Here is a 16,787-nt window from a genome sequence, read left to right as displayed (position 1 = left end):
GGGCCAACAGCACTCAGTTACACCCCGATGGGGGGACAATCGAAGCGAGCGGAAGCGAAAGGAGCGGGCGATGAAAGCCAAAGTTGGCGATTACCTGGTGGTCAAGGGAACCACGGTCGAGCAACACGATCAGCGTGGAGTCATCACCGAGGTCCGCTCGGCCGACGGTTCGCCGCCGTACGTGGTCCGGTGGCTGAGCACCGATCACACCGCTACGGTGTATCCGGGCCCGGACGCAGTCGTCGTCACGCCCGCCGAACAGGAGGCGGCGGACGCGCGGCACCGATCTCACTAGTCGTTGACCAAACGGGACGGAGGCTTGCCATGACCACGCCTGAGAACATCGCGTTCGGCGACGACGACGCGTGGCTAGAGGCGGACCGCGTCAAGCGCGAACGGGGTTGGGACGCCAACGAAGCCGATGTGATCGAGCAGGCCATCGCCGTGCCGGACGACGAGTCCGAATTCGACCGCTGAGCGGTCAGTTGTGGATGGCTGACGACTCCTTGAGCAGCAGACCACAGCCGTTGCAGCAGATGCTGATTCGAAGAGCCTGGCTTGCCGTGTGGGTGGCGAGCCAGGCGCGCAGCGCGGGCAGTTGCTTCTCGACCGACACTTGCTTCACCCCGAGTTCGCTCAGCAGCGTGTGCAGACACCTGGGTTCTGTTGTGACGGCCATGCTGTCCCCCTTCGACGGCCCGTCGACCGATTTTATGTCGATGCGTACCGTCGCGAGGCGGTTTGCTCAACCGCTGTATCGCCGCCTCGGCAACCGCGAAAACGATAACTGCAGAAGGAGAATCATGACCCTCGGTGATGCCGTCCGGCCGTGCGCCACAGCACTGTGCGCGGCATTGGCCGTTGCGGTGTTGCCGGCAGCGCCCGCGCGAGCCGACGACCCCAACCCACTGGTGGCATTGGTGGACGCGGCCGCTCAACGGCTGCAGACGGCGGACCCGGTGGCGGCGACCAAGTGGCTCAAAGGCGGCTCGATCGAGGACCCGCCGCGCGTCGAACAGGTGTTGTCCGCCGTCGCGTCCGATGCGAATCACCGGGGCGTGGACAGCAGTTACGTCAGGCGGCTCTTCACCGATCAGATCGACGCCACCACCGGCGTCGAATACAGCCGGTTCGGGCAGTGGAAGCTCGACCCCGGATCGGCGCCCGCGGTGGCGCCCGACCTGACGGCGTCGCGCGGCATCATCGACCGCTTGAACACCGAGATGGTCCAGCAGATCGCACTGCAGTGGCCGGTGCTGCACTCCCCCGACTGCGGTCGTCTGCTCGACGAGGCGAGAACAGCGGTGGTGAGCGCAAGATCGCTCGACCCGCTGTATCAACAGGCACTGGATTTCTCGACGCACTCCTACTGCGGTGGTTGATGTTTTCGAGAAAAGATCGCACTCGGTGACCTTCGGCCGGTCCCCTGCCCTCCTGTGCGAGGTGCCCGGGGTCGACTACGACGTGGCAGCGACGATCACCATCGCGGGCCTCGTTGCTCTGTAGTAAGCAGGAGATCATGAATCTCCGCGAGGCACGAGAAGCCATCGGCGCACTTGACGCCGGACCGGGCGAGGCAGCGCACGTATTCGGGAAGGTGTACGAGACAGCCGACGGGACAACGATCGTTCCGGTCACCACCGGCCGCGAACCGGCGAAGGCCGCGGGCGTGTTCGTGGTCAAGGATGGCGAGGCGTCGTGGATACCCGCCGTGGATACCGGCCGCATCGCGATAATGGGGATTGTGGTTGGGTTGGTCGCCACGGCGCTGGCCGGCGTGGCTATGGTCCGTCGGCCGCCCTGGCCCGATCTGCACGGCGATATCTCACGCGCAGGCTAGTCGCCGCGGCAACCAACACCGCCATGGCCACCAACCATGGCCACGCGCCGTGCTGGTGTACCCAGCCCGCGACTGCACCTTGTACCCGGCCCGCCGCCGCGATCACCGGGTCTTCGGCGCTGCCGTTGCCGCTGAACAACCGAATCTCGTAGAACCCGTAGTAGCCGACGTAACCGCCGACCACGACGAGTAACGCACCGCTGATCCTGTTGACATGCGGCACGATTCGGCGCATCCGATCGGCGACGGCGGACGTGGCCAGCGCGGCCCCCATCGCGAGCACACCGACCACGAGGGCGAAACCACCCACGTAGGCGAGATACACCGTCGCTGCGCCGACAGCCGAGCTGCTGCGAAGCCCCGCGGCGGTGACCGCGAGAAACGGCCCGACCGTGCACGACAAGGATGCGATCGCGTAGCTGATTCCGTAGCCGAACATCGACCCCAGTCGCGCCGTCGGCGCCCACTGCGCGCCCCGTGCCAACAGACGCACGGGGCTGATCTCACGCCCGGTGAGCAACCAGATGCCAACGGCGACAAGCCCAACGCCGATGACGGCGGTGACGTACGGCAGGTAGCGCTGGACGGTCGAAGCCACCGAAACGGTGAGCAGGCCGAAGCCGCCGAAAACCGCGACGAAGCCCAGCGTCATCGCTGCGCTTGCGGTCGCCGCGCGCATCACCGCGGCGCGTCTGCGCGCGTCCCCGTCACCGGCACCGCCGCGCACCACGAGTGCGAGATACGCGGGCAACATGGCGAATCCGCACGGGTTCAACGCCGCCACCAAGCCGGCCCCGAAGGCCAGGCCGACCAGGTCTTGATCCACGCTGTGGCGCGCTTCTAGGTCAGCGCCGCTACCCGGTCGGACAATTCCTGCATCGGCATCGCCGAAGTCGGGTTGTTCACGAATGTCGACGATCCGTCGGACCGGTAGAAGACGTAGGCCGGCTGCCACGGCACGTTGTAGCGCGCCCAGATCGAACCGTCGGCGTCGTTGAGATTGGTGAAATTCAAGTTGTACTTGGAGACGAAGTCCTCCATCGCCGACACGTCGGCGCGCGCCGCCACCCCGACGAACGTGACTTTGGGGTTGGCCGCGGCGACCTGGCTCACGCCCGGCGCCTCGGCGTTGCAGAACGGGCACCACGGCGTCCAGAACCACAGCACCGAGGGCTTGCCCGTCAGGCTCGCCGCCGAGAAGGACGCGCCCGACAGCGTCTTCCCCGTGAACTGCAACCGGTCGTTGGCGACGGCTGATGGTGCGGTGATGAGGCCGAGCGTCAGCGCGGCCACCGTGGCGCTGAGGACAAGTGATCGGGTCAGTCGCGAGAACCGGGCGGTCATCGGGCAACTCCTTCGGGCGTGGGAGTGCGTGGCGAGCCTGCGTCGCACACTTCTATACACGATGCCACCGTCGTCGCGGTTCAGGCCGCGAGGCGCAACGCAAAGGCAGCGGGCCGCGTTTCGACCCTCAGACGCCGGGTACGCACGCAGCGTGGGCAGCGACCGAAGCGCCGGCGACTCTGGCGGCCAAGACCCCGACGCCGACCCTGAGATGAAGACCGAGAAAGCCGCGCGGCAGCCCGATCAGGCCGAAGGTGACGACGACTCGGCAGAGACAGATCCGGCCTGAATCCGCTCAGTTCTGCCGAGGCCCCAGTTCGGCAGTGAACCGGTCGATGAACCCTGCCATGTCGGCGGGCAGGGCGGGCCGGATGACGAACTTGGTCAGGCCCGCCGCCAGATAGGCATCCAACTGCCGGTGCAGTCGGGGCCAACCGCCCGCGATCAACTCGGTGGGATCGACGTCGGGTCTGCGCCGCTTGACGGCCGCGACCAAGGCGTCCGGCACCTCGCCGTCGCTGACTGCGAGGTTGATTCCGAAGTGGTCGGACTCGATCTCGCGACCCGCTGCGGCGGCTTCGCGCTGAATCTGCTCACGGCCCCGACGGGCCTCATCGGGGGTGAGGAAGCTACCGAGCCAACCGTCGCCGAGTTGGCCGATGCGGCGAAACGCCGCGGGCGCCGATCCCCCCAGCCAAATGTCGAGCGGCTTGACGGGGCGCGGTTCGATGCCCGCGGCGCTGACCGCGAAATAGTCGCCGTCGAACGCTACATCCTGTTGCTCCAGAGCCGATCTCAGCAGCCGCAGCGATTCGTCGAAGACGGCGGCACGCTGGCCCTCGGGCACCACGAAGAGCTCACGCTCTGCGGGGATCGCCGAGCGTAGGCCGAACACGGGCAGCACCCTCTTGGGGGCAAGACCGGCCAGTGACGCCAACTGTTTGGCCACCAGCACCGGGTGGCGACCAGGTAGCACCGCGACCGAGGTACCGACCTTGAGGTTCGTCGTCCTGGCCAACGCGAAGGCCATCCCGACGAACGGATCGACGGCCTTCGAGTACACCAACTCGGAGAACCACAGCGAGTCGACACCGGTCGCTTCCAAGTGGTCGACGATGCTCGCCAATTGCTCCGGACCCGTGTCCGCGCCCAACCCGATGCCGAACCGAATCTTCACTGACCCGATGCTACGGAAAGGCGCCAAGAACCCTTGTGCGCAGTTGACTCACGGGCCACAGTGAACAAATGAGCGATCCGTGGATTCGGGATTGTGTGGTCCAGCGGATCATGTTCCGCGGTGGCCTGGTGCTCAGCCTCGATGACAACGAACTCGTCATAGCGGTGCCGTTCTATCTCACACTGCCGAAGACGGCCACCGACGACGAAGAGGCCGTGCTGATCAATCCGAAGGCCCTGCGGCCCGTGGAACGGGCGTTGTTCGACTTCGCGGGATCGGTGTGCACGTACGCGAGCTGGGACGAGGACGGCAGCCTGCACCTCGGGTTCTCCGACGGCCACGAAATCCACGCGCACAGCGACGGGCACCAGACGGCGTGGGAGCTCTACGGCAAGCACCACGGGTATGCCGCCTGCCTGGCGCGTGGGCAGGTGCGCGTCGTCCGGCACGACCTGCCGGAGGACGAATCGGCTGAACGGTAGCGGCTAATCTGGCGGGCGATGAATGAACGGGTGTTTGCCCTCGCCGTGGCGGCGATGTTGCTGCTGACGACTTCGGGTTGTGGCAGGCAGTCGCCGCCGCAGCCGTCGACCGGTCCCGGCACGTCGTCGCAGACCCAGAAGCCGATGGCCGACGAGCTCGCCCGCCGCCTCGACGCCGCCGTCGATCACGCCATGACGGCAGCGGCGGTGCCCGGCGCGATCGTTGGTGTCTGGGCGCCCGACGGCGACTATGTCCGCGCGTTCGGCGTGGCCGACAAGGCAACCCGAACGCCGATGAAAATCGACTTCTACAGCCGAATCGGCAGTCTTACAAAGACATTCACGGTTACCGCCATCCTGCAGCTCGCCGATCAAGGCAAGCTCGGCCTCGACGACTCGATCGCGGAGTTCGTCGACGGGGTGCCCCTTGGCGATCGGATCACCTTGCGTCAGTTGGCCCAGATGCAGAGCGGACTGTTCAACTACAGCGCGTCACCGGAGTTCCAGCATGCGCTGTTCACCGATCCGCGGCGTGCCTTCACGCCGCGCGAACTACTGGCGTATGCGTTCAGCCAACCGAACCAGTTCCCGCCCGGCGAAAAGTTTGAATACTGCAACACCAACACGATCCTTCTCGGCCTGGTGGTGCAGAAGGTCGCCGGACAACCGTTGCCCTCGTATGTCGAAGACCACATCCTGACACCATTGGGCTTGCGCCACACCAGCTTTCCAACTGGCAATGCGTTCCCCGACCCGCACGCTGAAGGCTATACCGAGCAGACCGCGGACGGTGAAGAGGCCATCGCCACAGAATGGGACCCGTCGTGGGCGTGGGCCGCGGGAGCGATGATCTCCACGCTCGACGACATGCGCGCGTGGTCGGTCGCGTTGGCGACCGGCACACTGCTGACCCCACAGATGCAGCAGCAGCGGTTGCAGACGGTCGCCTCCCCGGGGCTGCCGGCCCAGGACGGATACGGCTTGGGGATCTTCAATCTCGGCGGTTGGGTCGGACACAACGGCAGCCTGCCCGGGTATCAAGCGGTCGTGGTGTACCTGCCGCAACGGCAAACCTCGTTGGTCATTCTGACGAACACCGACATCGAGTACCGGGGCGGTGAAGCAAGCACCACGCTGGCGACCGCGATCACGAAAGAGCTGACGCCGGACCATGTCTACTCGCTCGGTCCGCAGATGCCACGGTGAAAGGGAGGTAACAATGCAAGGATCGGCGACCGTGACCATGGCCGCGCCGGCAGACAAGGTCTGGGACCTCATCGCCGACGTCCGCAACACCGGCAAGTTCTCACCCGAAGTGATGGAAGCCGAATGGCTCCACGGCGCAACAGGTCCGGCACTGGGGGCGCGCTTTCGCGGGCACGTCAAGCGCAACGAGATCGGACCGGTGTATTGGACGACCTGCCGCGTGACCGCGTGCGAGCCTGGCCGCGAATTCGGCTTCGACGTGTTGATCGGTGACAAGGCGGCCAACACGTGGCACTACCGGCTGACCCCGGTCGACGGCGGCACCGAGGTCACCGAGTCGTTCCGGATGCCCGACAGCCTGTTCACGAAGCTGTTCGCGGTGTTGGGCGGTCAGCTGCGGCAGCGACGCAACATCCGCGACATGCGCACCACCCTCGAGCGCATCAAAGCCGTTGTCGAAGCGCCCGAGGGTGGGTGACGCGGGTTACTGAACCCCGATACCGAAGACCGGGACCCAGAGGCCGAACAGCCAGAAACCCCACTGGTGGAAGCCGTCATCCCAGACCGGGTTGACGTCATAGCCCCAGTAGTTGAACGGGCGCGGCGGTCCGCCGGCCCACTGATACGCCGGCGGTGGGCCCCAGCCCCACGGCGGCGCACCCCTGCTGTCGTCCCACCAGTCGTGCCTGTTGTTGGCCCACCACGGACCCTTGTCCCAGTCGGCGTGACGGTTGCCGTCGCCACACCACGGCGGGCAGTAGTCATCGTGCCCGTGGCCGTTACCCCGGCCGTTGTTGTCGCCACAGAATGGCGGGCAGAAATCGTCGTGTGGCTTCAGCGGTGCAGGCGCAACCGGGTCGGCGGATGCGATGGCCCCGCCAGGCCCGATGGCTCCGAATCCGAGCGCACCGACGATCATGGCTGCTGAGACGAACTTAGACAGCCCCATCGTGTATCGACTCCCAACTTGCGGCTCGACGCCGCATGCCGACGCCGAGCCGTCACTATTCATTCTCAATCCGGAGCAACGCAAGCCGTTGACTCCTCCGTGGATATCGGTACGGAAAGCTGTGGCGTTACCAACCGATGTCGTTGGCGGATCAGCGTTTTGCGGAAATCACCAGGCACGCAGGCGACGCCTTTGATCGCCGATTGCTCGCCGTGAAACGACGCGTGCGGCAGTGCTGTGTCGTTGCTCACACTTTCGGCGTTGACGTCGGCGTCAACATGCACGCGTTGGCGGTGTCTTGAAATTGCTCCGCTGCCCGTATGCGGCTGGTAGAACGAATGCTGCTTCCGCGAGCCGAAGGAGTCACCGATGGGCAAATGGTCACGCGAGGAACTCGAAGAGGCGTTCGCGGCTTATCAGCGCGACGTGGTGGAGGTCGGCAAGACGTGGGACTGGGCAGGCTACGCCGACCATTTCACCGAGGACGCCAAATACGTCGAGCACGCGTTGGGCAACATGGAGGGCCGCGACAACATCCGCGAGTGGATCGTCTCGACCATGAACGCGTTCCCCGGCAGCGAGATGCCGTCCTATCCGGTCGAGTGGTATTCGATCGACACCGACAAGGGCTGGGTCATCTTCAAGAACATCAACACGATGAAGGACCCCGGCGACGGCAGTGTGCACGGCGCGGCGGTGATCACGGTGCTGGAGTACGCAGGCGACGGGAAGTGGAGTTACGAGGAAGACGCCTACAACCCGATGAACTTCCTGATGATGATCCAGGGATATGTCAAGCGCTGCCACGAACTCGGCACGCTGTCCGAAGACGCCCGCGCGTTCGCCAAGAACATGAATTGGGAGCTGGCGTAATTTCTCTCGCGAGCAGACGCAAAACTGCCCATTTTTCGCGATTTTTGGGCAGTTTTGCGTCTGCTCGCGGAGGGTGATTAGCGGATGACGAAGTCGCTTGGATCGGCTTCGCGGGTCCACGCCCAGTAGTCGACAAGCCGCCACGGGCTCAGTCCGTAGACCTCGCCGAACTTGTTCTTGTAGAACGAGTGCTTGATCGACGGCTGCGACCACACCAGCTTGCGCATCTCCGCCTGGCTGCGGTCGAGCCAGTCGGCGGTCTTGTCCTTCCGCGGTTCCATACAGCGATGGCCGCCGTCGATCAGCAGCTCCAAACATTGTGTGATGTACCGCATCTGACACTCGGAGTGAAATATCAGGCTGCCGCCGCTGGCCAGGTTGGTGCCCGGCCCGTACATGCAGAAGAAGTTCGGAAAGCCCGGCACGGTGATCCCCAGATAGGCCGACGGCCGTTCACCCCAACGCTGGCTGAGGATTTCACCACCACGCCCGACGATCGTCATCGGCCACAGCATCTTGGTCGCCCGAAATCCAGTGGCGTACACGATGACATCGGCGGGATAGCGGACACCGTCGTCGTCCACCACCGCGTCCGATTCGATGCGAGCGATGCCCGTCCTGACCAGTTCGACGTTGTCGCGGGTCAGCGTCCGCAACCAGCTTCCGTTGTCCTGCAGGGTGCGCTTACCCGTCGCCGGGTAGTCGGGCAGCACCTTGGCCAACAGGTTCGCGTCGTCGCCGACTTGGCTGCTGATCCATTCGGTGAACATGATCCGCGTGATCTCGTTGATCTCGCTGACGGCGTTCTGCTGATCAGAGTAGTCAGGGTCGACGTACGCGGCGGCAAGGCCCTTGTCGCAGCCGGGCCAGAACAACAGGAATCGGTACCACCGGCCGTAGAACGGCAGGTGCCGCAGTGCCCACTGCACCCCCGGGCCGACCGGTTCGTGATAGTTCGGATTCGGGAACATCCATTGCGCGGTCCGCTGGAACACGGTCAGCTGCCCCACCGTGTCGGCGATGGCGGGCGCGATCTGGAATCCGCTTGCGCCCGCGCCGATCATCGCGACGCGCTTACCCCGCAGATCGACGGAGTGGTCCCACTGCGACGAGTGAAATGCAGGCCCGGCGAAGTTGTGCTGCCCCTCGATGTCCGGCAGGTTCGGCCGGTCGAGTTGTCCGACGGCGCTGATCACCGCGCGCGCCGTCAGCGTCGACGTAGCTCGGTCGCGGTCGCGGGTGAACACCGTCCAGGTGGCGGCGTCGTCGTCCCATACCGCCTCGGTCACCTCCGTCTCCCACCGCACATGCCTGCCGATGTCGTGCTTGTCCATCACCGCCTGGAAGTAGGCCTGCAATTCGGGCTGCTCGGCGAAGAAGTGCGTCCACTGGTCAGTGGGCTCAAAGCTGTAGCAGTAGAAGTGGTTTCCCACGTCGACTCGTGCGCCCGGATAGGTGTTCTGCCACCAGGTGCCACCGACACCCGCGTTCTTCTCCACGATCGTGAACGCAATGCCCGCCTCTTTCAGCCGGATGCCTGCCAGCAGGCCCGATTCCCCGCAGCCGATGACCACGACGGGAAAAGCTGCGGGGGTCCCCGGCACCGACCTGGCGTCGCGACCGTCGAGTTCCATCTCTTCGAGCAGCATCGGCACGTACTCCGGCGGAACAGGCTCGCACACCAGCCACTGCATCATCTCCTGCAGCAGTTCCGGCCCGATCGGTTCCGGCTCCGGGCAGCCGCGGTCGCGGTAGTCGGCGATCACCTCGCGCGCGAGCTTGCGCACCGCGGCCTTGTCCTCCTCGGACATGTAGCCCTGCACTTCGTTGAGAAACAGTCCCGCAGGCTTGAGTTCACCGCGGATCAGCCCTGGGTCCCCCGACATGTGCACCAGCGACAACATCAGCGTCGGAATGCTGACGTCCAGCAATGCCTCGGCGATCTGCTCGTCGGGCGTCGTAAACGGTTGCCCTGCATGTGGGTTGCGCACGCTTCGGTGCTACCACGCCGGACGTCGAATTGGAACATGTTCCAGAAATCCGTGACGGCGGCCTGGCCGGACCCTACGCTCGGGGCATGGGTATCGCCGCGCGCGTGAATGGGACGGCTCCCCCGTACGTGCCGCTGTCCGACGTCAACCTGGGCTCATGGGATTTCTGGGCGCTCGACGACGACATCCGCGACGGCGCATTCACCACGCTGCGCCGGGAGGCGCCGATCTCGTTTCACCCCGCCTACGTGGTGGACCCGACCCTCGAAGTCGCCGGTCACTGGGCGGTCACCCGCTACGACGACGTCTTCTACGCCAGCAGGCACCCGGAGATCTTCAGCTCCGCCCAAGGCATCGTGATCGGCGATCAGAATCCCGACCTCGCCGAGTACTTCGGGTCGATGATCGCGATGGACGACCCCCGGCACACCCGGCTGCGCAACATCGTCCGCAGCGCGTTCACGCCGCGGGTGCTGGCGGTGATCGAGGACTCGGTGCGCGACCGTGCGCGAAGACTTGTCGAGGCCATGGTTAGCGAACATCCCGACGGCAAGGGTGAGGTGGTCGCCGAGCTCGCCGGGCCGCTGCCCCTGCAGATCATCTGCGACATGATGGGCATCGCCGAAGAGGACCACGAGCGGGTCTTCCACTGGACGAACGTCATCCTCGGCTTCGGCGACCCCGACATCGCGACAGACCCCGACGAGTTCTTCAAGGTCGCCGTCGACATCGGCGCGTTCGCATCCGAGCTTGCCGACGACCGCCGAGCCCATCCCGCCGACGACCTGACCACCAGCCTGGTGCAGGCCAACGTCGACGGCGAACGGTTGACCTCCGCGGAGGTGGCCTCATTCTTCATCCTTCTTGTCGTCGCGGGCAACGAAACCACCCGCAACGCGATCAGCCACGGCGTACTGGCGCTCAGCCGTTACCCCGAACAGCGCGACGACTGGTGGTCCAGCTACCGCGAGGCGGCGCCGACGGCCGTCGAGGAGATCGTGCGGTGGGCGTCCCCGGTCGCCTACATGCGCCGCACCACCACCTGCGACACCGAGTTGGGCGGCGTGAAACTTCGGGCCGGCGAGAAGGTGACACTCTGGTACGGCTCGGCCAACCGCGACGAGTCGAAGTTCGCCGATCCGTGGAAGTTCGACGTACGTCGCCAGCCCAACCCGCATGTCGGCTTCGGCGGCGGCGGCGCGCACTTCTGCCTCGGCGCCAACCTGGCCCGCCGCGAGATCACGATGGCGTTCGAGGAATTGCACCGGCAGATACCGGACATCACCGCCACCGAGGAACCGGACCGGCTGCAGTCGGCGTTCATTCACGGCATCAAGCGGCTGCCGGTGTCCTGGACACCGCCTCGCTGAGTTCGGCGCGCGTCGGCCCGTCGGGAACCGGCGGGCGCCATCCGCTCACGAAGATCTCACGAGCGCGGTCATGGGCCTCGGCGAGGCTGGCGGGCGGTGCATCCATCGTGGTGTAGGCGCCGACGATGTCGGCCACCCCGGGATCGGCCGCGCCGGCCGCCACGATCAGATCGGAGGGCAATCGGCGGTTGACATCGACGTCCCCGCCCGCCCACCGGCGCATCCGGTCGGAGTCGGTGTAGCGGTGGTCGTCGAACCACGGCCGGATGTGGTCCGTGCACCATCTGTCGAATTGCTCTGTGGCCGTTGCGATGTCCGCCTGTTGCCCGTCGAGGATGTGGATGAGTTCACGAGCCTGCATCAACGCCAACGAGATCCCCCGCCCTGCCAGCGGCGTGGTGGTGCACACCGCGTCGCCGACGGAGATCAGCCCGGGTAGTGGGGGCCGCCCCGCGGCGCCGAGCTGTCCTCGATAGCTGTTGTACAGCCGGCCTCCCGGCAGGGCGCGCGAAACAGGCTGCGCCCGAAGCGGATCGATCCATTCTGACAGCTGCGGAATGGCGCGCACCGCGTCGTCGAACACCACGTCACGGGCCAACATCCGCAGCCGTTTATCGGTCCCGTCGTGCGTGAACGTGATGGAGAACGCGCCGTTGTCGTGAAGGAACGCGATGGCCAGGTAACCGGACAAGTTCAGCGACAAGCCAATCGGTGAGTTCATCGGCCCGGTGTCTGCGGTGTCGTGCAACCGGTACTGTCGCGTCACGTACACCGCTCCGCAGTCTTCGCCCTCGGCAGGCGGCCGGATGCCGTCGGTGAACCGGCTCGATCGGCCCGAGGCGTCGATCACCAATCCCGAAGACACCGTCGCGCCATCCACCGAGACCCCGATGACTTTGCCGCGGTGCTGCTCGATGCGATCGACATGCCCGCACTGCATGGTGACGCCGGGTTGTGCTGCCGCGTGGGCACGCAACACCCGCTCGAAAGTCGCGCGGCGGCACAAGATCGCCATCGGTCGCCCGTCGGCACCGATGGCCACCTCCGCCCCGGCCGCGAAGAGGCTGTCGAGCACATCGGGCATCTCGGCTGCCAGCACGTCGAGCACTTGGCGCCGGAACGTGTGCGCGTGCTGGAACTGCATCACGCCCTTGCGCTGCCATACCTGGCCCTGGTCCGGCGGCGGGCCGGGATCCCGGTCGACGACCAGAACCTCACGTCCCCGGCGCGCCAATCCGATGGCGATGAACAACCCGGTCGGCCCGGCCCCCGCTACCACGGCTCGCATACCCGCTCCAATTGAGGTAATCTATAGTGTAATGAATACACTCAGGGTTACCTAGATGGCCGCCGCTGTCAAGCGCGAGTACCGCTCGAATCTGCGCGCAGCGCACGCGGTCGAGACGCGACGCCGGATCGTGGCCAGCGCCGCTGAACTGTTCGTAGCGCACGGTTACGGCGCGACGACGGTCGACGCGGTCGCCGAAGCCGCAGGGGTCAGCCGCAAGACGGTGTTCACCGCGGTCGGAAGCAAGCTCGATCTGCTCATCACCGCGGTGGACTGGGCGGTCGCTGGCGACGACGAGCCGGTGCCGGTGGCCGATCGCACCGAGATGCGGGAGGCCTTACAGCAGCGCGATCCCGGCGTACTGCTGACCCGACTGGCGCATTCGATCACATCGATCGGCGCTCGGGTCGCGCCGCTGTACGGCGCGGTGGAGGTCGCTGCGGGCCTGGAGCCGGGGGCGCGCGCAGTCGTGGAGAACGCGCACCGCGGCCGCCTCGACGACGCCCGCAAGGTGGTCGACAGGTTGCGCGATCTCGACGCGCTGACCGGCGATCTCACCTACGAGGAAGCGGTGGACCTGGTGTGGCTGGCGACCGATCCGACACTGTTCGACCGGCTGGTTCACAGGCGCGGCTGGACGGTGGCCAGGTTCGAGGAATGGTTGGCCGAGGACCTGTGTCGTCAGCTGCTCGGCGGGTAACCCCGCGGGCATGCCTTGGGATCGTTTCCGCTCACTGCTGACCTCACCCGGCCCCTACGGCTCGGTGTATTTCGACTGGAACTCAAGAGGCGTGCACTGCGCGAACAGCTCGAGTAGCAGGGCGCCGACCCGGCTCTGCCGGCAAGCATCGAAGCGGCCATCGCCGGAGGCCGTCCCGCCGTGGGGCGCAGTGGCCGCGCGCGCTGACGGCGTGCTCATCAACGAACACCGGACCGGCCCGACGGTGCAGGTGTCGTCGCTGCCCTACACCGTGCCACTGGTCGAACACGGCGACGAGCACGTCACCGTCGCGCCCAACGAGAACGTCCTCTCCGAATTGGGCACGGCGCCGACGCAGACATTGCCCGCCGATGAGGCGCTGCCCATGCTCGCGGTTTCCACCGGCGCAGCGCTGGTCCGCACCGACAAGCATCGCCCCTCTGTGTCGGGGCGGTGCTGCGGTACTCGCTGCGCTGAGACCTAATCGCCGAGCTTGGCGATCAGCGTGTCGTCGAGGTGCTGGCACAGTTCGGCTGCGTTCTCGAAAACGGCTTGCGCACCGGCCTTTTCGAGCTCACCGCGGGAAACGCCGCCACTGAGAACGGCGATCGTCGGCAGCCCTGCCCGGTTGCACGCCTCGACATCCCATACCGCGTCGCCGACGAACACCGCATGGTCGGCGTCGACGTTGGCGCGGTCGAGTGCGACGCCGACGATGTCGGGTTGCGGCTTGGCGGTGTCGACATCTTTCGACGAGGTCACCGCCGCAACCAGGTCGTCGCTGGCCAGCACCTCCCGCAGGATCGCGAGCTCATCCTCCGGCGCCGACGTCGCCAGCACGATCTGCAGGCCAAGCGCATCGACGGCCTCGAGGAGTTCACGTGCACCTGGCAACCGCCGCAACAGCGACGTGGTCTGCTTGTAATAGCGTGAATGGAGATCCTTCAGCCGCGACTGGGTATCGGCGTCGGCGTCGCCGGTCAGCGATTTGACCAATGTCGAGCCGTCCATTCCGATGCACCGGTGGATCCGCCAGTCCTCGACGTCGAGGCCGGCTTCGTGGAAAGCGCGGTGCCACGCGTACACGTGCAGGTAGTTCGAATCGACCAGCGTGCCGTCGATGTCGAACAGCACCGCCGCCCCTCTGCCGCCCGTCACCTGCGCGGTTGCTGCTGTGGCGGGGTGTGCGGTTGCATCGGTTGCTGCTGCGAGGTGTGCGGTTGCATCTGTTGTGGCGAGGTATGCGGTTGCATCTGTTGAGTAGAGGTGTCCGGATGCATCTGCTCGGCGTCGTTGCGCCGCGGGTCGAGCTTGTCGGCGTGCTGGCGGCGGCCTTCGAGTTCCTCACGTGACGTAGTCGCCGTGTCCCGGTGTTGCGCCGCCGAGCTTTGCAGCCGGGCCGCCTCGGCCGCCTTCGCGTCGGCCTCAGCCTTGGCGGCTCGCGCCTTGGCCTCGGTTTCCTGGGCCAACGCCTCGCGCTTCTCAACATGACGGGAGTCGCGGTGAACTTCCTGCCTGATCTGTTCGGCATGCGCCTGCCTGCGCCGATTGCGCGCATTCCTAGCCAGATATACCAGCAGGGCGATGAGGATGATCGCGATGACCACCGCGACGACGATCCCGATCACGGTATTGGTGGCCATGACGGCTCCTTCCGTTGGTGTCCGTTGACGAACCCACTAATTCCGCCGGATGCCCTGGATATGACGTCCTTAAACCGCTGCCAGGGGTGAAGCCTGACGGAACACCGGTTTGCCGAATCGTGCGCCCGTTCGGCCGCGAACCCGCTCGCACCGAACCGACGTCGCCGCCGAGCGGACAAAGTCAACCGGTCATCAACGGACGCAACGGATCTAACCCATCGGACGTCGGCTGCCGCGAACGGTTACGTGACGGTCAGGGTGCCGTGCATGGACGAGTGGTACTTGCAATGGAACGCGTATTCGCCCGGTTCCTTGGGCGCGGTCAGCGTGCCCTGCTCCTTGCCGTCCACCTCTACGTCGAACTTGCCTGCCGCATCCGACGTCACCGAATGCTCGGCGGAATCGTCGTTCTTGACGGTGATCGTGGCGCCTGCGGGCACCGTGACAGGCTGGCCGAAATTCATGTTGGCAATCGTGATCGTGGCGGCACTCGCCGCGGCAGGGGTGGTGGCCGTATCCGACTCCTTGTTGGCTTGGCTTGACCCGCCACACGCCGTGGCCAGCGCTACGACCAGACAAATGGCCGCCAACAACAACGCGACTCTGTTCATCGTGCTCCCTCTCGATTGATCCTCGAGAGACACGGTTGGCGAACCGGTTTGGTTCACATCGACGTCTGTGGATTCTCGTCAGAAGTAGCCGTTGGCGGGCGGCCATACCCCGTTGACCGCGTAGTTTCCTGCGGCATAGGCCTTGTAGGCCAATGGATTATGACTTGCGAGCGTGCGGGTGTTGCGCCAGTGTCTGTCCAAGTTCAGTTTGCGGGCCGTCGCCGACGCTCCCCCGGTGTCGAACAGTCGTTCCGCGGCAGCGAGGGTCAGGCGCTCCGCCACCAGCTGTGCCTTGGCGATGGTGATGGACAGCTCGGCCAGCGCGTCGGGATCGGCCTGCCTGCCGGAGTCGACTACGGCGTCGATCGCGGCGGCCGCGGTGAGCACCAGCGCTTCTGCCGCCGCCGCGTTCGCCGCGATGTCGCCCACTGCGGCCAGGACGAACGGGTCCTCGGCCGCAGAGTCGGCTAGCGAATGCGACGCGGGGCGCGCCTTGTTCCGGACGTACGCCACCGCGTCGTCGTAGACGCCGTGCGCAATACCGGCCGCCACCGCCGCCAGGTACAGCTGGAGGAATGCGGTGGAGTGTCCGAGGTGCGCGCCGTCAGACACCGTTGTCACCTCGACCGGTTCGACGGCGACGTCGGTGAACCGGGTGCCCCCGCTGGCGGTGAGTCGCTGACCGAATCCGTCCCAGTCGTCGAAGAGCTCGACGCCGGTGCGGTCGGTCGGCACGATGGCCTGCAGGTCTCGGCCGTCGGCATCGACGGCGGACACCGCGATCAGATCGGCGAACAGCGTTCCGGTGGAATAGAACTTGTAACCGTTGAGCCGGAGCACCCCGTCGGCGCCGGCCAACAGCGTGGTGTCGGCGCTGCCGGGGGCCTTGCCGTTGGCGTCGGTGACGGCGTTGCCGAAGACAACGCCCGCATTCAAGACGGGATACCATTGCGCCCGCTCGGCCTCGTTGGCGCGGTTGCTCAGCAGTCGCTCCGAGAACCCGAAATGCGCCCGAAGCGATTGCGCCACATTGGAACTGCCGCGCGCGATCTGCACGACAGCGGAGACGACGTCACGTGCGCCGCCACCAGGGCCGCCGTAGCGCGTCGGTACCCGCAGGCTCAGCAGGCCGGCGCGACGCAACCGTTCAATGGCGCCGTACTGCAGGACACGGCCGCGTTCGGCGGCGGCGTCGGCACGGCGCAACTCCTCGACGATGTCGGGCAGCCGGGCCAACCGGTCTGCGACCGAGCCGCCACGCGGCTCTTCGGAAAACGCGGGGCGTGCCTCGATGGCTTCAAGGGTCACAATTT

Annotated in this window: 24 protein-coding genes; 12 read left to right on the top strand and 12 right to left on the bottom strand. The window is 66.0% G+C overall.

Going from position 1 to position 16,787, the window contains the following annotated elements; genetic code table 11:
• Positions 1-70 precede the first annotated feature (70 nt).
• On the top strand, positions 71-295 hold the full coding sequence (locus tag ACGFK1_RS19270) for a DUF1918 domain-containing protein (RefSeq protein WP_393432538.1): 225 nt from the start codon (positions 71-73) through the stop codon (positions 293-295).
• 29 nt (positions 296-324) lie between these two features.
• The gene (locus ACGFK1_RS19265; protein ID WP_393432535.1) at positions 325-477 is read left to right on the top strand and encodes a hypothetical protein; all 153 of its coding nucleotides are present in this window, start codon (positions 325-327) and stop codon (positions 475-477) included.
• A 4-nt stretch (positions 478-481) separates the two neighbouring features.
• Here the strand turns inward: ACGFK1_RS19265 and ACGFK1_RS19260 are convergent, their stop codons facing one another.
• Positions 482-679 (bottom strand): hypothetical protein, encoded by a 198-nt coding sequence (locus ACGFK1_RS19260; RefSeq protein ID WP_393432532.1) that lies wholly within the window; start codon positions 677-679, stop codon positions 482-484.
• Positions 680-803: 124 nt separating this feature from the next.
• On the opposite strand from ACGFK1_RS19260, the gene ACGFK1_RS19255 reads away from it, so the two are divergent.
• Both ACGFK1_RS19255 and ACGFK1_RS19250 read left to right on the top strand, forming a co-directional pair.
• Entirely contained in the window at positions 804-1,382 is a 579-nt protein-coding gene (locus ACGFK1_RS19255) for a chorismate mutase (RefSeq protein WP_393432529.1), read from the top strand.
• Positions 1,383-1,519: 137 nt separating this feature from the next.
• A complete protein-coding gene (locus ACGFK1_RS19250) occupies positions 1,520-1,840 on the top strand; it encodes a hypothetical protein (protein ID WP_393432526.1) in 321 nt (106 codons plus the stop codon).
• Here ACGFK1_RS19250 and ACGFK1_RS19245 read toward each other — a convergent pair.
• Together ACGFK1_RS19245 and ACGFK1_RS19240 are read right to left on the bottom strand one after the other, a co-directional pair.
• Positions 1,782-2,666 carry a cytochrome c biogenesis CcdA family protein gene (locus ACGFK1_RS19245; protein WP_393432524.1) on the bottom strand — a complete coding sequence of 295 codons (885 nt, stop codon included), beginning with the start codon at positions 2,664-2,666 and terminating at the stop codon, positions 1,782-1,784. The two genes, ACGFK1_RS19250 and ACGFK1_RS19245, sit on opposite strands and share 59 nt — an antisense overlap.
• A gap of 14 nt (positions 2,667-2,680) precedes the next feature.
• Positions 2,681-3,184 (bottom strand): protein disulfide oxidoreductase, encoded by a 504-nt coding sequence (locus tag ACGFK1_RS19240; protein ID WP_393432521.1) that lies wholly within the window; start codon positions 3,182-3,184, stop codon positions 2,681-2,683.
• A 151-nt stretch (positions 3,185-3,335) separates the two neighbouring features.
• On the opposite strand from ACGFK1_RS19240, the gene ACGFK1_RS19235 reads away from it, so the two are divergent.
• Positions 3,336-3,473, top strand: coding sequence for a hypothetical protein (locus ACGFK1_RS19235; protein WP_393432518.1), 138 nt, complete (start codon positions 3,336-3,338; stop codon positions 3,471-3,473).
• Positions 3,474-3,479: 6 nt separating this feature from the next.
• Here the strand turns inward: ACGFK1_RS19235 and ACGFK1_RS19230 are convergent, their stop codons facing one another.
• Positions 3,480-4,361: a TIGR03854 family LLM class F420-dependent oxidoreductase gene (locus tag ACGFK1_RS19230; protein WP_393432515.1), complete on the bottom strand. Its 882-nt coding sequence runs from the start codon at positions 4,359-4,361 to the stop codon at positions 3,480-3,482.
• 68 nt (positions 4,362-4,429) lie between these two features.
• Here ACGFK1_RS19230 and ACGFK1_RS19225 point away from each other — a divergent pair, with 68 nt between their 5' ends.
• The 3 genes from ACGFK1_RS19225 to ACGFK1_RS19215 are packed head-to-tail and all read left to right on the top strand — an operon-like array spanning position 4,430 to position 6,527.
• Complete coding sequence (locus ACGFK1_RS19225; RefSeq protein WP_393432512.1) at positions 4,430-4,843, top strand: DUF6188 family protein; 414 nt, start codon at positions 4,430-4,432, stop codon at positions 4,841-4,843.
• 18 nt (positions 4,844-4,861) lie between these two features.
• Positions 4,862-6,049 (top strand): serine hydrolase domain-containing protein, encoded by a 1,188-nt coding sequence (locus ACGFK1_RS19220; RefSeq protein ID WP_393432509.1) that lies wholly within the window; start codon positions 4,862-4,864, stop codon positions 6,047-6,049.
• 13 nt (positions 6,050-6,062) lie between these two features.
• Positions 6,063-6,527: an SRPBCC family protein gene (locus ACGFK1_RS19215; protein WP_393432506.1), complete on the top strand. Its 465-nt coding sequence runs from the start codon at positions 6,063-6,065 to the stop codon at positions 6,525-6,527.
• A 6-nt stretch (positions 6,528-6,533) separates the two neighbouring features.
• Here ACGFK1_RS19215 and ACGFK1_RS19210 read toward each other — a convergent pair whose 3' ends face one another.
• Complete coding sequence (locus ACGFK1_RS19210; protein ID WP_393432503.1) at positions 6,534-6,998, bottom strand: hypothetical protein; 465 nt, start codon at positions 6,996-6,998, stop codon at positions 6,534-6,536.
• Positions 6,999-7,063: 65 nt separating this feature from the next.
• A complete protein-coding gene (locus ACGFK1_RS19205; protein ID WP_393432501.1) occupies positions 7,064-7,375 on the bottom strand; it encodes a hypothetical protein in 312 nt (103 codons plus the stop codon).
• Between ACGFK1_RS19205 and ACGFK1_RS19200 the strand changes: the two genes are divergently transcribed.
• Complete coding sequence (locus tag ACGFK1_RS19200; protein ID WP_393432499.1) at positions 7,368-7,871, top strand: nuclear transport factor 2 family protein; 504 nt, start codon at positions 7,368-7,370, stop codon at positions 7,869-7,871. The genes ACGFK1_RS19205 and ACGFK1_RS19200 overlap by 8 nt on opposite strands.
• A gap of 77 nt (positions 7,872-7,948) precedes the next feature.
• On the opposite strand, the gene ACGFK1_RS19195 is transcribed toward ACGFK1_RS19200, so the two are convergent.
• Entirely contained in the window at positions 7,949-9,862 is a 1,914-nt protein-coding gene (locus tag ACGFK1_RS19195; protein ID WP_393432496.1) for a flavin-containing monooxygenase, read from the bottom strand.
• Between the two features lie 86 nt (positions 9,863-9,948).
• Between ACGFK1_RS19195 and ACGFK1_RS19190 the strand changes: the two genes are divergently transcribed.
• A complete protein-coding gene (locus tag ACGFK1_RS19190; RefSeq protein ID WP_393432493.1) occupies positions 9,949-11,232 on the top strand; it encodes a cytochrome P450 in 1,284 nt (427 codons plus the stop codon).
• Here ACGFK1_RS19190 and ACGFK1_RS19185 read toward each other — a convergent pair.
• Positions 11,195-12,520: an FAD-dependent oxidoreductase gene (locus ACGFK1_RS19185; RefSeq protein ID WP_393432490.1), complete on the bottom strand. Its 1,326-nt coding sequence runs from the start codon at positions 12,518-12,520 to the stop codon at positions 11,195-11,197. The genes ACGFK1_RS19190 and ACGFK1_RS19185 overlap by 38 nt on opposite strands.
• Positions 12,521-12,575: 55 nt before the next feature.
• Between ACGFK1_RS19185 and ACGFK1_RS19180 the strand changes: the two genes are divergently transcribed.
• Together ACGFK1_RS19180 and ACGFK1_RS19175 are read left to right on the top strand one after the other, a co-directional pair.
• Entirely contained in the window at positions 12,576-13,220 is a 645-nt protein-coding gene (locus ACGFK1_RS19180; protein ID WP_393432487.1) for a TetR/AcrR family transcriptional regulator, read from the top strand.
• Positions 13,221-13,230: 10 nt separating this feature from the next.
• Entirely contained in the window at positions 13,231-13,704 is a 474-nt protein-coding gene (locus tag ACGFK1_RS19175) for a hypothetical protein (RefSeq protein ID WP_393432484.1), read from the top strand.
• Here the strand turns inward: ACGFK1_RS19175 and ACGFK1_RS19170 are convergent.
• From ACGFK1_RS19170 to ACGFK1_RS19155, 4 genes are all read right to left on the bottom strand, one after another.
• Complete coding sequence (locus ACGFK1_RS19170) at positions 13,701-14,378, bottom strand: HAD family hydrolase (protein WP_393432481.1); 678 nt, start codon at positions 14,376-14,378, stop codon at positions 13,701-13,703. The two genes, ACGFK1_RS19175 and ACGFK1_RS19170, sit on opposite strands and share 4 nt — an antisense overlap.
• Entirely contained in the window at positions 14,375-14,863 is a 489-nt protein-coding gene (locus ACGFK1_RS19165; protein WP_393432478.1) for a hypothetical protein, read from the bottom strand. Before ACGFK1_RS19165 ends, ACGFK1_RS19170 begins: the two co-directional genes overlap by 4 nt.
• A 242-nt stretch (positions 14,864-15,105) precedes the next feature.
• On the bottom strand, positions 15,106-15,474 hold the full coding sequence (locus ACGFK1_RS19160; protein ID WP_393432475.1) for a cupredoxin domain-containing protein: 369 nt from the start codon (positions 15,472-15,474) through the stop codon (positions 15,106-15,108).
• 78 nt (positions 15,475-15,552) lie between these two features.
• Complete coding sequence (locus tag ACGFK1_RS19155; RefSeq protein WP_393432472.1) at positions 15,553-16,782, bottom strand: acyl-CoA dehydrogenase family protein; 1,230 nt, start codon at positions 16,780-16,782, stop codon at positions 15,553-15,555.
• Positions 16,783-16,787: the final 5 nt, after the last annotated feature.

Source organism: Mycobacterium sp. NPDC048908 (genome assembly GCF_043197955.1).
Taxonomy (GTDB): domain Bacteria; phylum Actinomycetota; class Actinomycetes; order Mycobacteriales; family Mycobacteriaceae; genus Mycobacterium.
The sequence above is the reverse complement of the archived record's forward strand: the minus strand, read 5'-3'. Positions and strand labels throughout refer to the sequence as shown.

Bases quoted from the DNA above. Each gene is read 5' to 3' on its own strand.
- ACGFK1_RS19165 (WP_393432478.1), bottom strand. From the start codon at position 14,863: ATGGCCACCAATACCGTGATCGGGATCGTCGTCGCGGTGGTCATCGCG.
- ACGFK1_RS19180 (WP_393432487.1), top strand. From the start codon at position 12,576: ATGGCCGCCGCTGTCAAGCGCGAGTACCGCTCGAATCTGCGCGCAGCG.
- ACGFK1_RS19265 (WP_393432535.1), top strand. From the start codon at position 325: ATGACCACGCCTGAGAACATCGCGTTCGGCGACGACGACGCGTGGCTA.
- ACGFK1_RS19260 (WP_393432532.1), bottom strand. From the start codon at position 679: ATGGCCGTCACAACAGAACCCAGGTGTCTGCACACGCTGCTGAGCGAA.
- ACGFK1_RS19200 (WP_393432499.1), top strand. From the start codon at position 7,368: ATGGGCAAATGGTCACGCGAGGAACTCGAAGAGGCGTTCGCGGCTTAT.
- ACGFK1_RS19220 (WP_393432509.1), top strand. From the start codon at position 4,862: ATGAATGAACGGGTGTTTGCCCTCGCCGTGGCGGCGATGTTGCTGCTG.
- ACGFK1_RS19270 (WP_393432538.1), top strand. From the start codon at position 71: ATGAAAGCCAAAGTTGGCGATTACCTGGTGGTCAAGGGAACCACGGTC.
- ACGFK1_RS19210 (WP_393432503.1), bottom strand. From the start codon at position 6,998: ATGGGGCTGTCTAAGTTCGTCTCAGCAGCCATGATCGTCGGTGCGCTC.
- ACGFK1_RS19255 (WP_393432529.1), top strand. From the start codon at position 804: ATGACCCTCGGTGATGCCGTCCGGCCGTGCGCCACAGCACTGTGCGCG.
- ACGFK1_RS19240 (WP_393432521.1), bottom strand. From the start codon at position 3,184: ATGACCGCCCGGTTCTCGCGACTGACCCGATCACTTGTCCTCAGCGCC.
- ACGFK1_RS19225 (WP_393432512.1), top strand. From the start codon at position 4,430: ATGAGCGATCCGTGGATTCGGGATTGTGTGGTCCAGCGGATCATGTTC.
- ACGFK1_RS19250 (WP_393432526.1), top strand. From the start codon at position 1,520: ATGAATCTCCGCGAGGCACGAGAAGCCATCGGCGCACTTGACGCCGGA.
- ACGFK1_RS19190 (WP_393432493.1), top strand. From the start codon at position 9,949: ATGGGTATCGCCGCGCGCGTGAATGGGACGGCTCCCCCGTACGTGCCG.
- ACGFK1_RS19160 (WP_393432475.1), bottom strand. From the start codon at position 15,474: ATGAACAGAGTCGCGTTGTTGTTGGCGGCCATTTGTCTGGTCGTAGCG.
- ACGFK1_RS19175 (WP_393432484.1), top strand. From the start codon at position 13,231: ATGCCTTGGGATCGTTTCCGCTCACTGCTGACCTCACCCGGCCCCTAC.
- ACGFK1_RS19185 (WP_393432490.1), bottom strand. From the start codon at position 12,520: ATGCGAGCCGTGGTAGCGGGGGCCGGGCCGACCGGGTTGTTCATCGCC.
- ACGFK1_RS19215 (WP_393432506.1), top strand. From the start codon at position 6,063: ATGCAAGGATCGGCGACCGTGACCATGGCCGCGCCGGCAGACAAGGTC.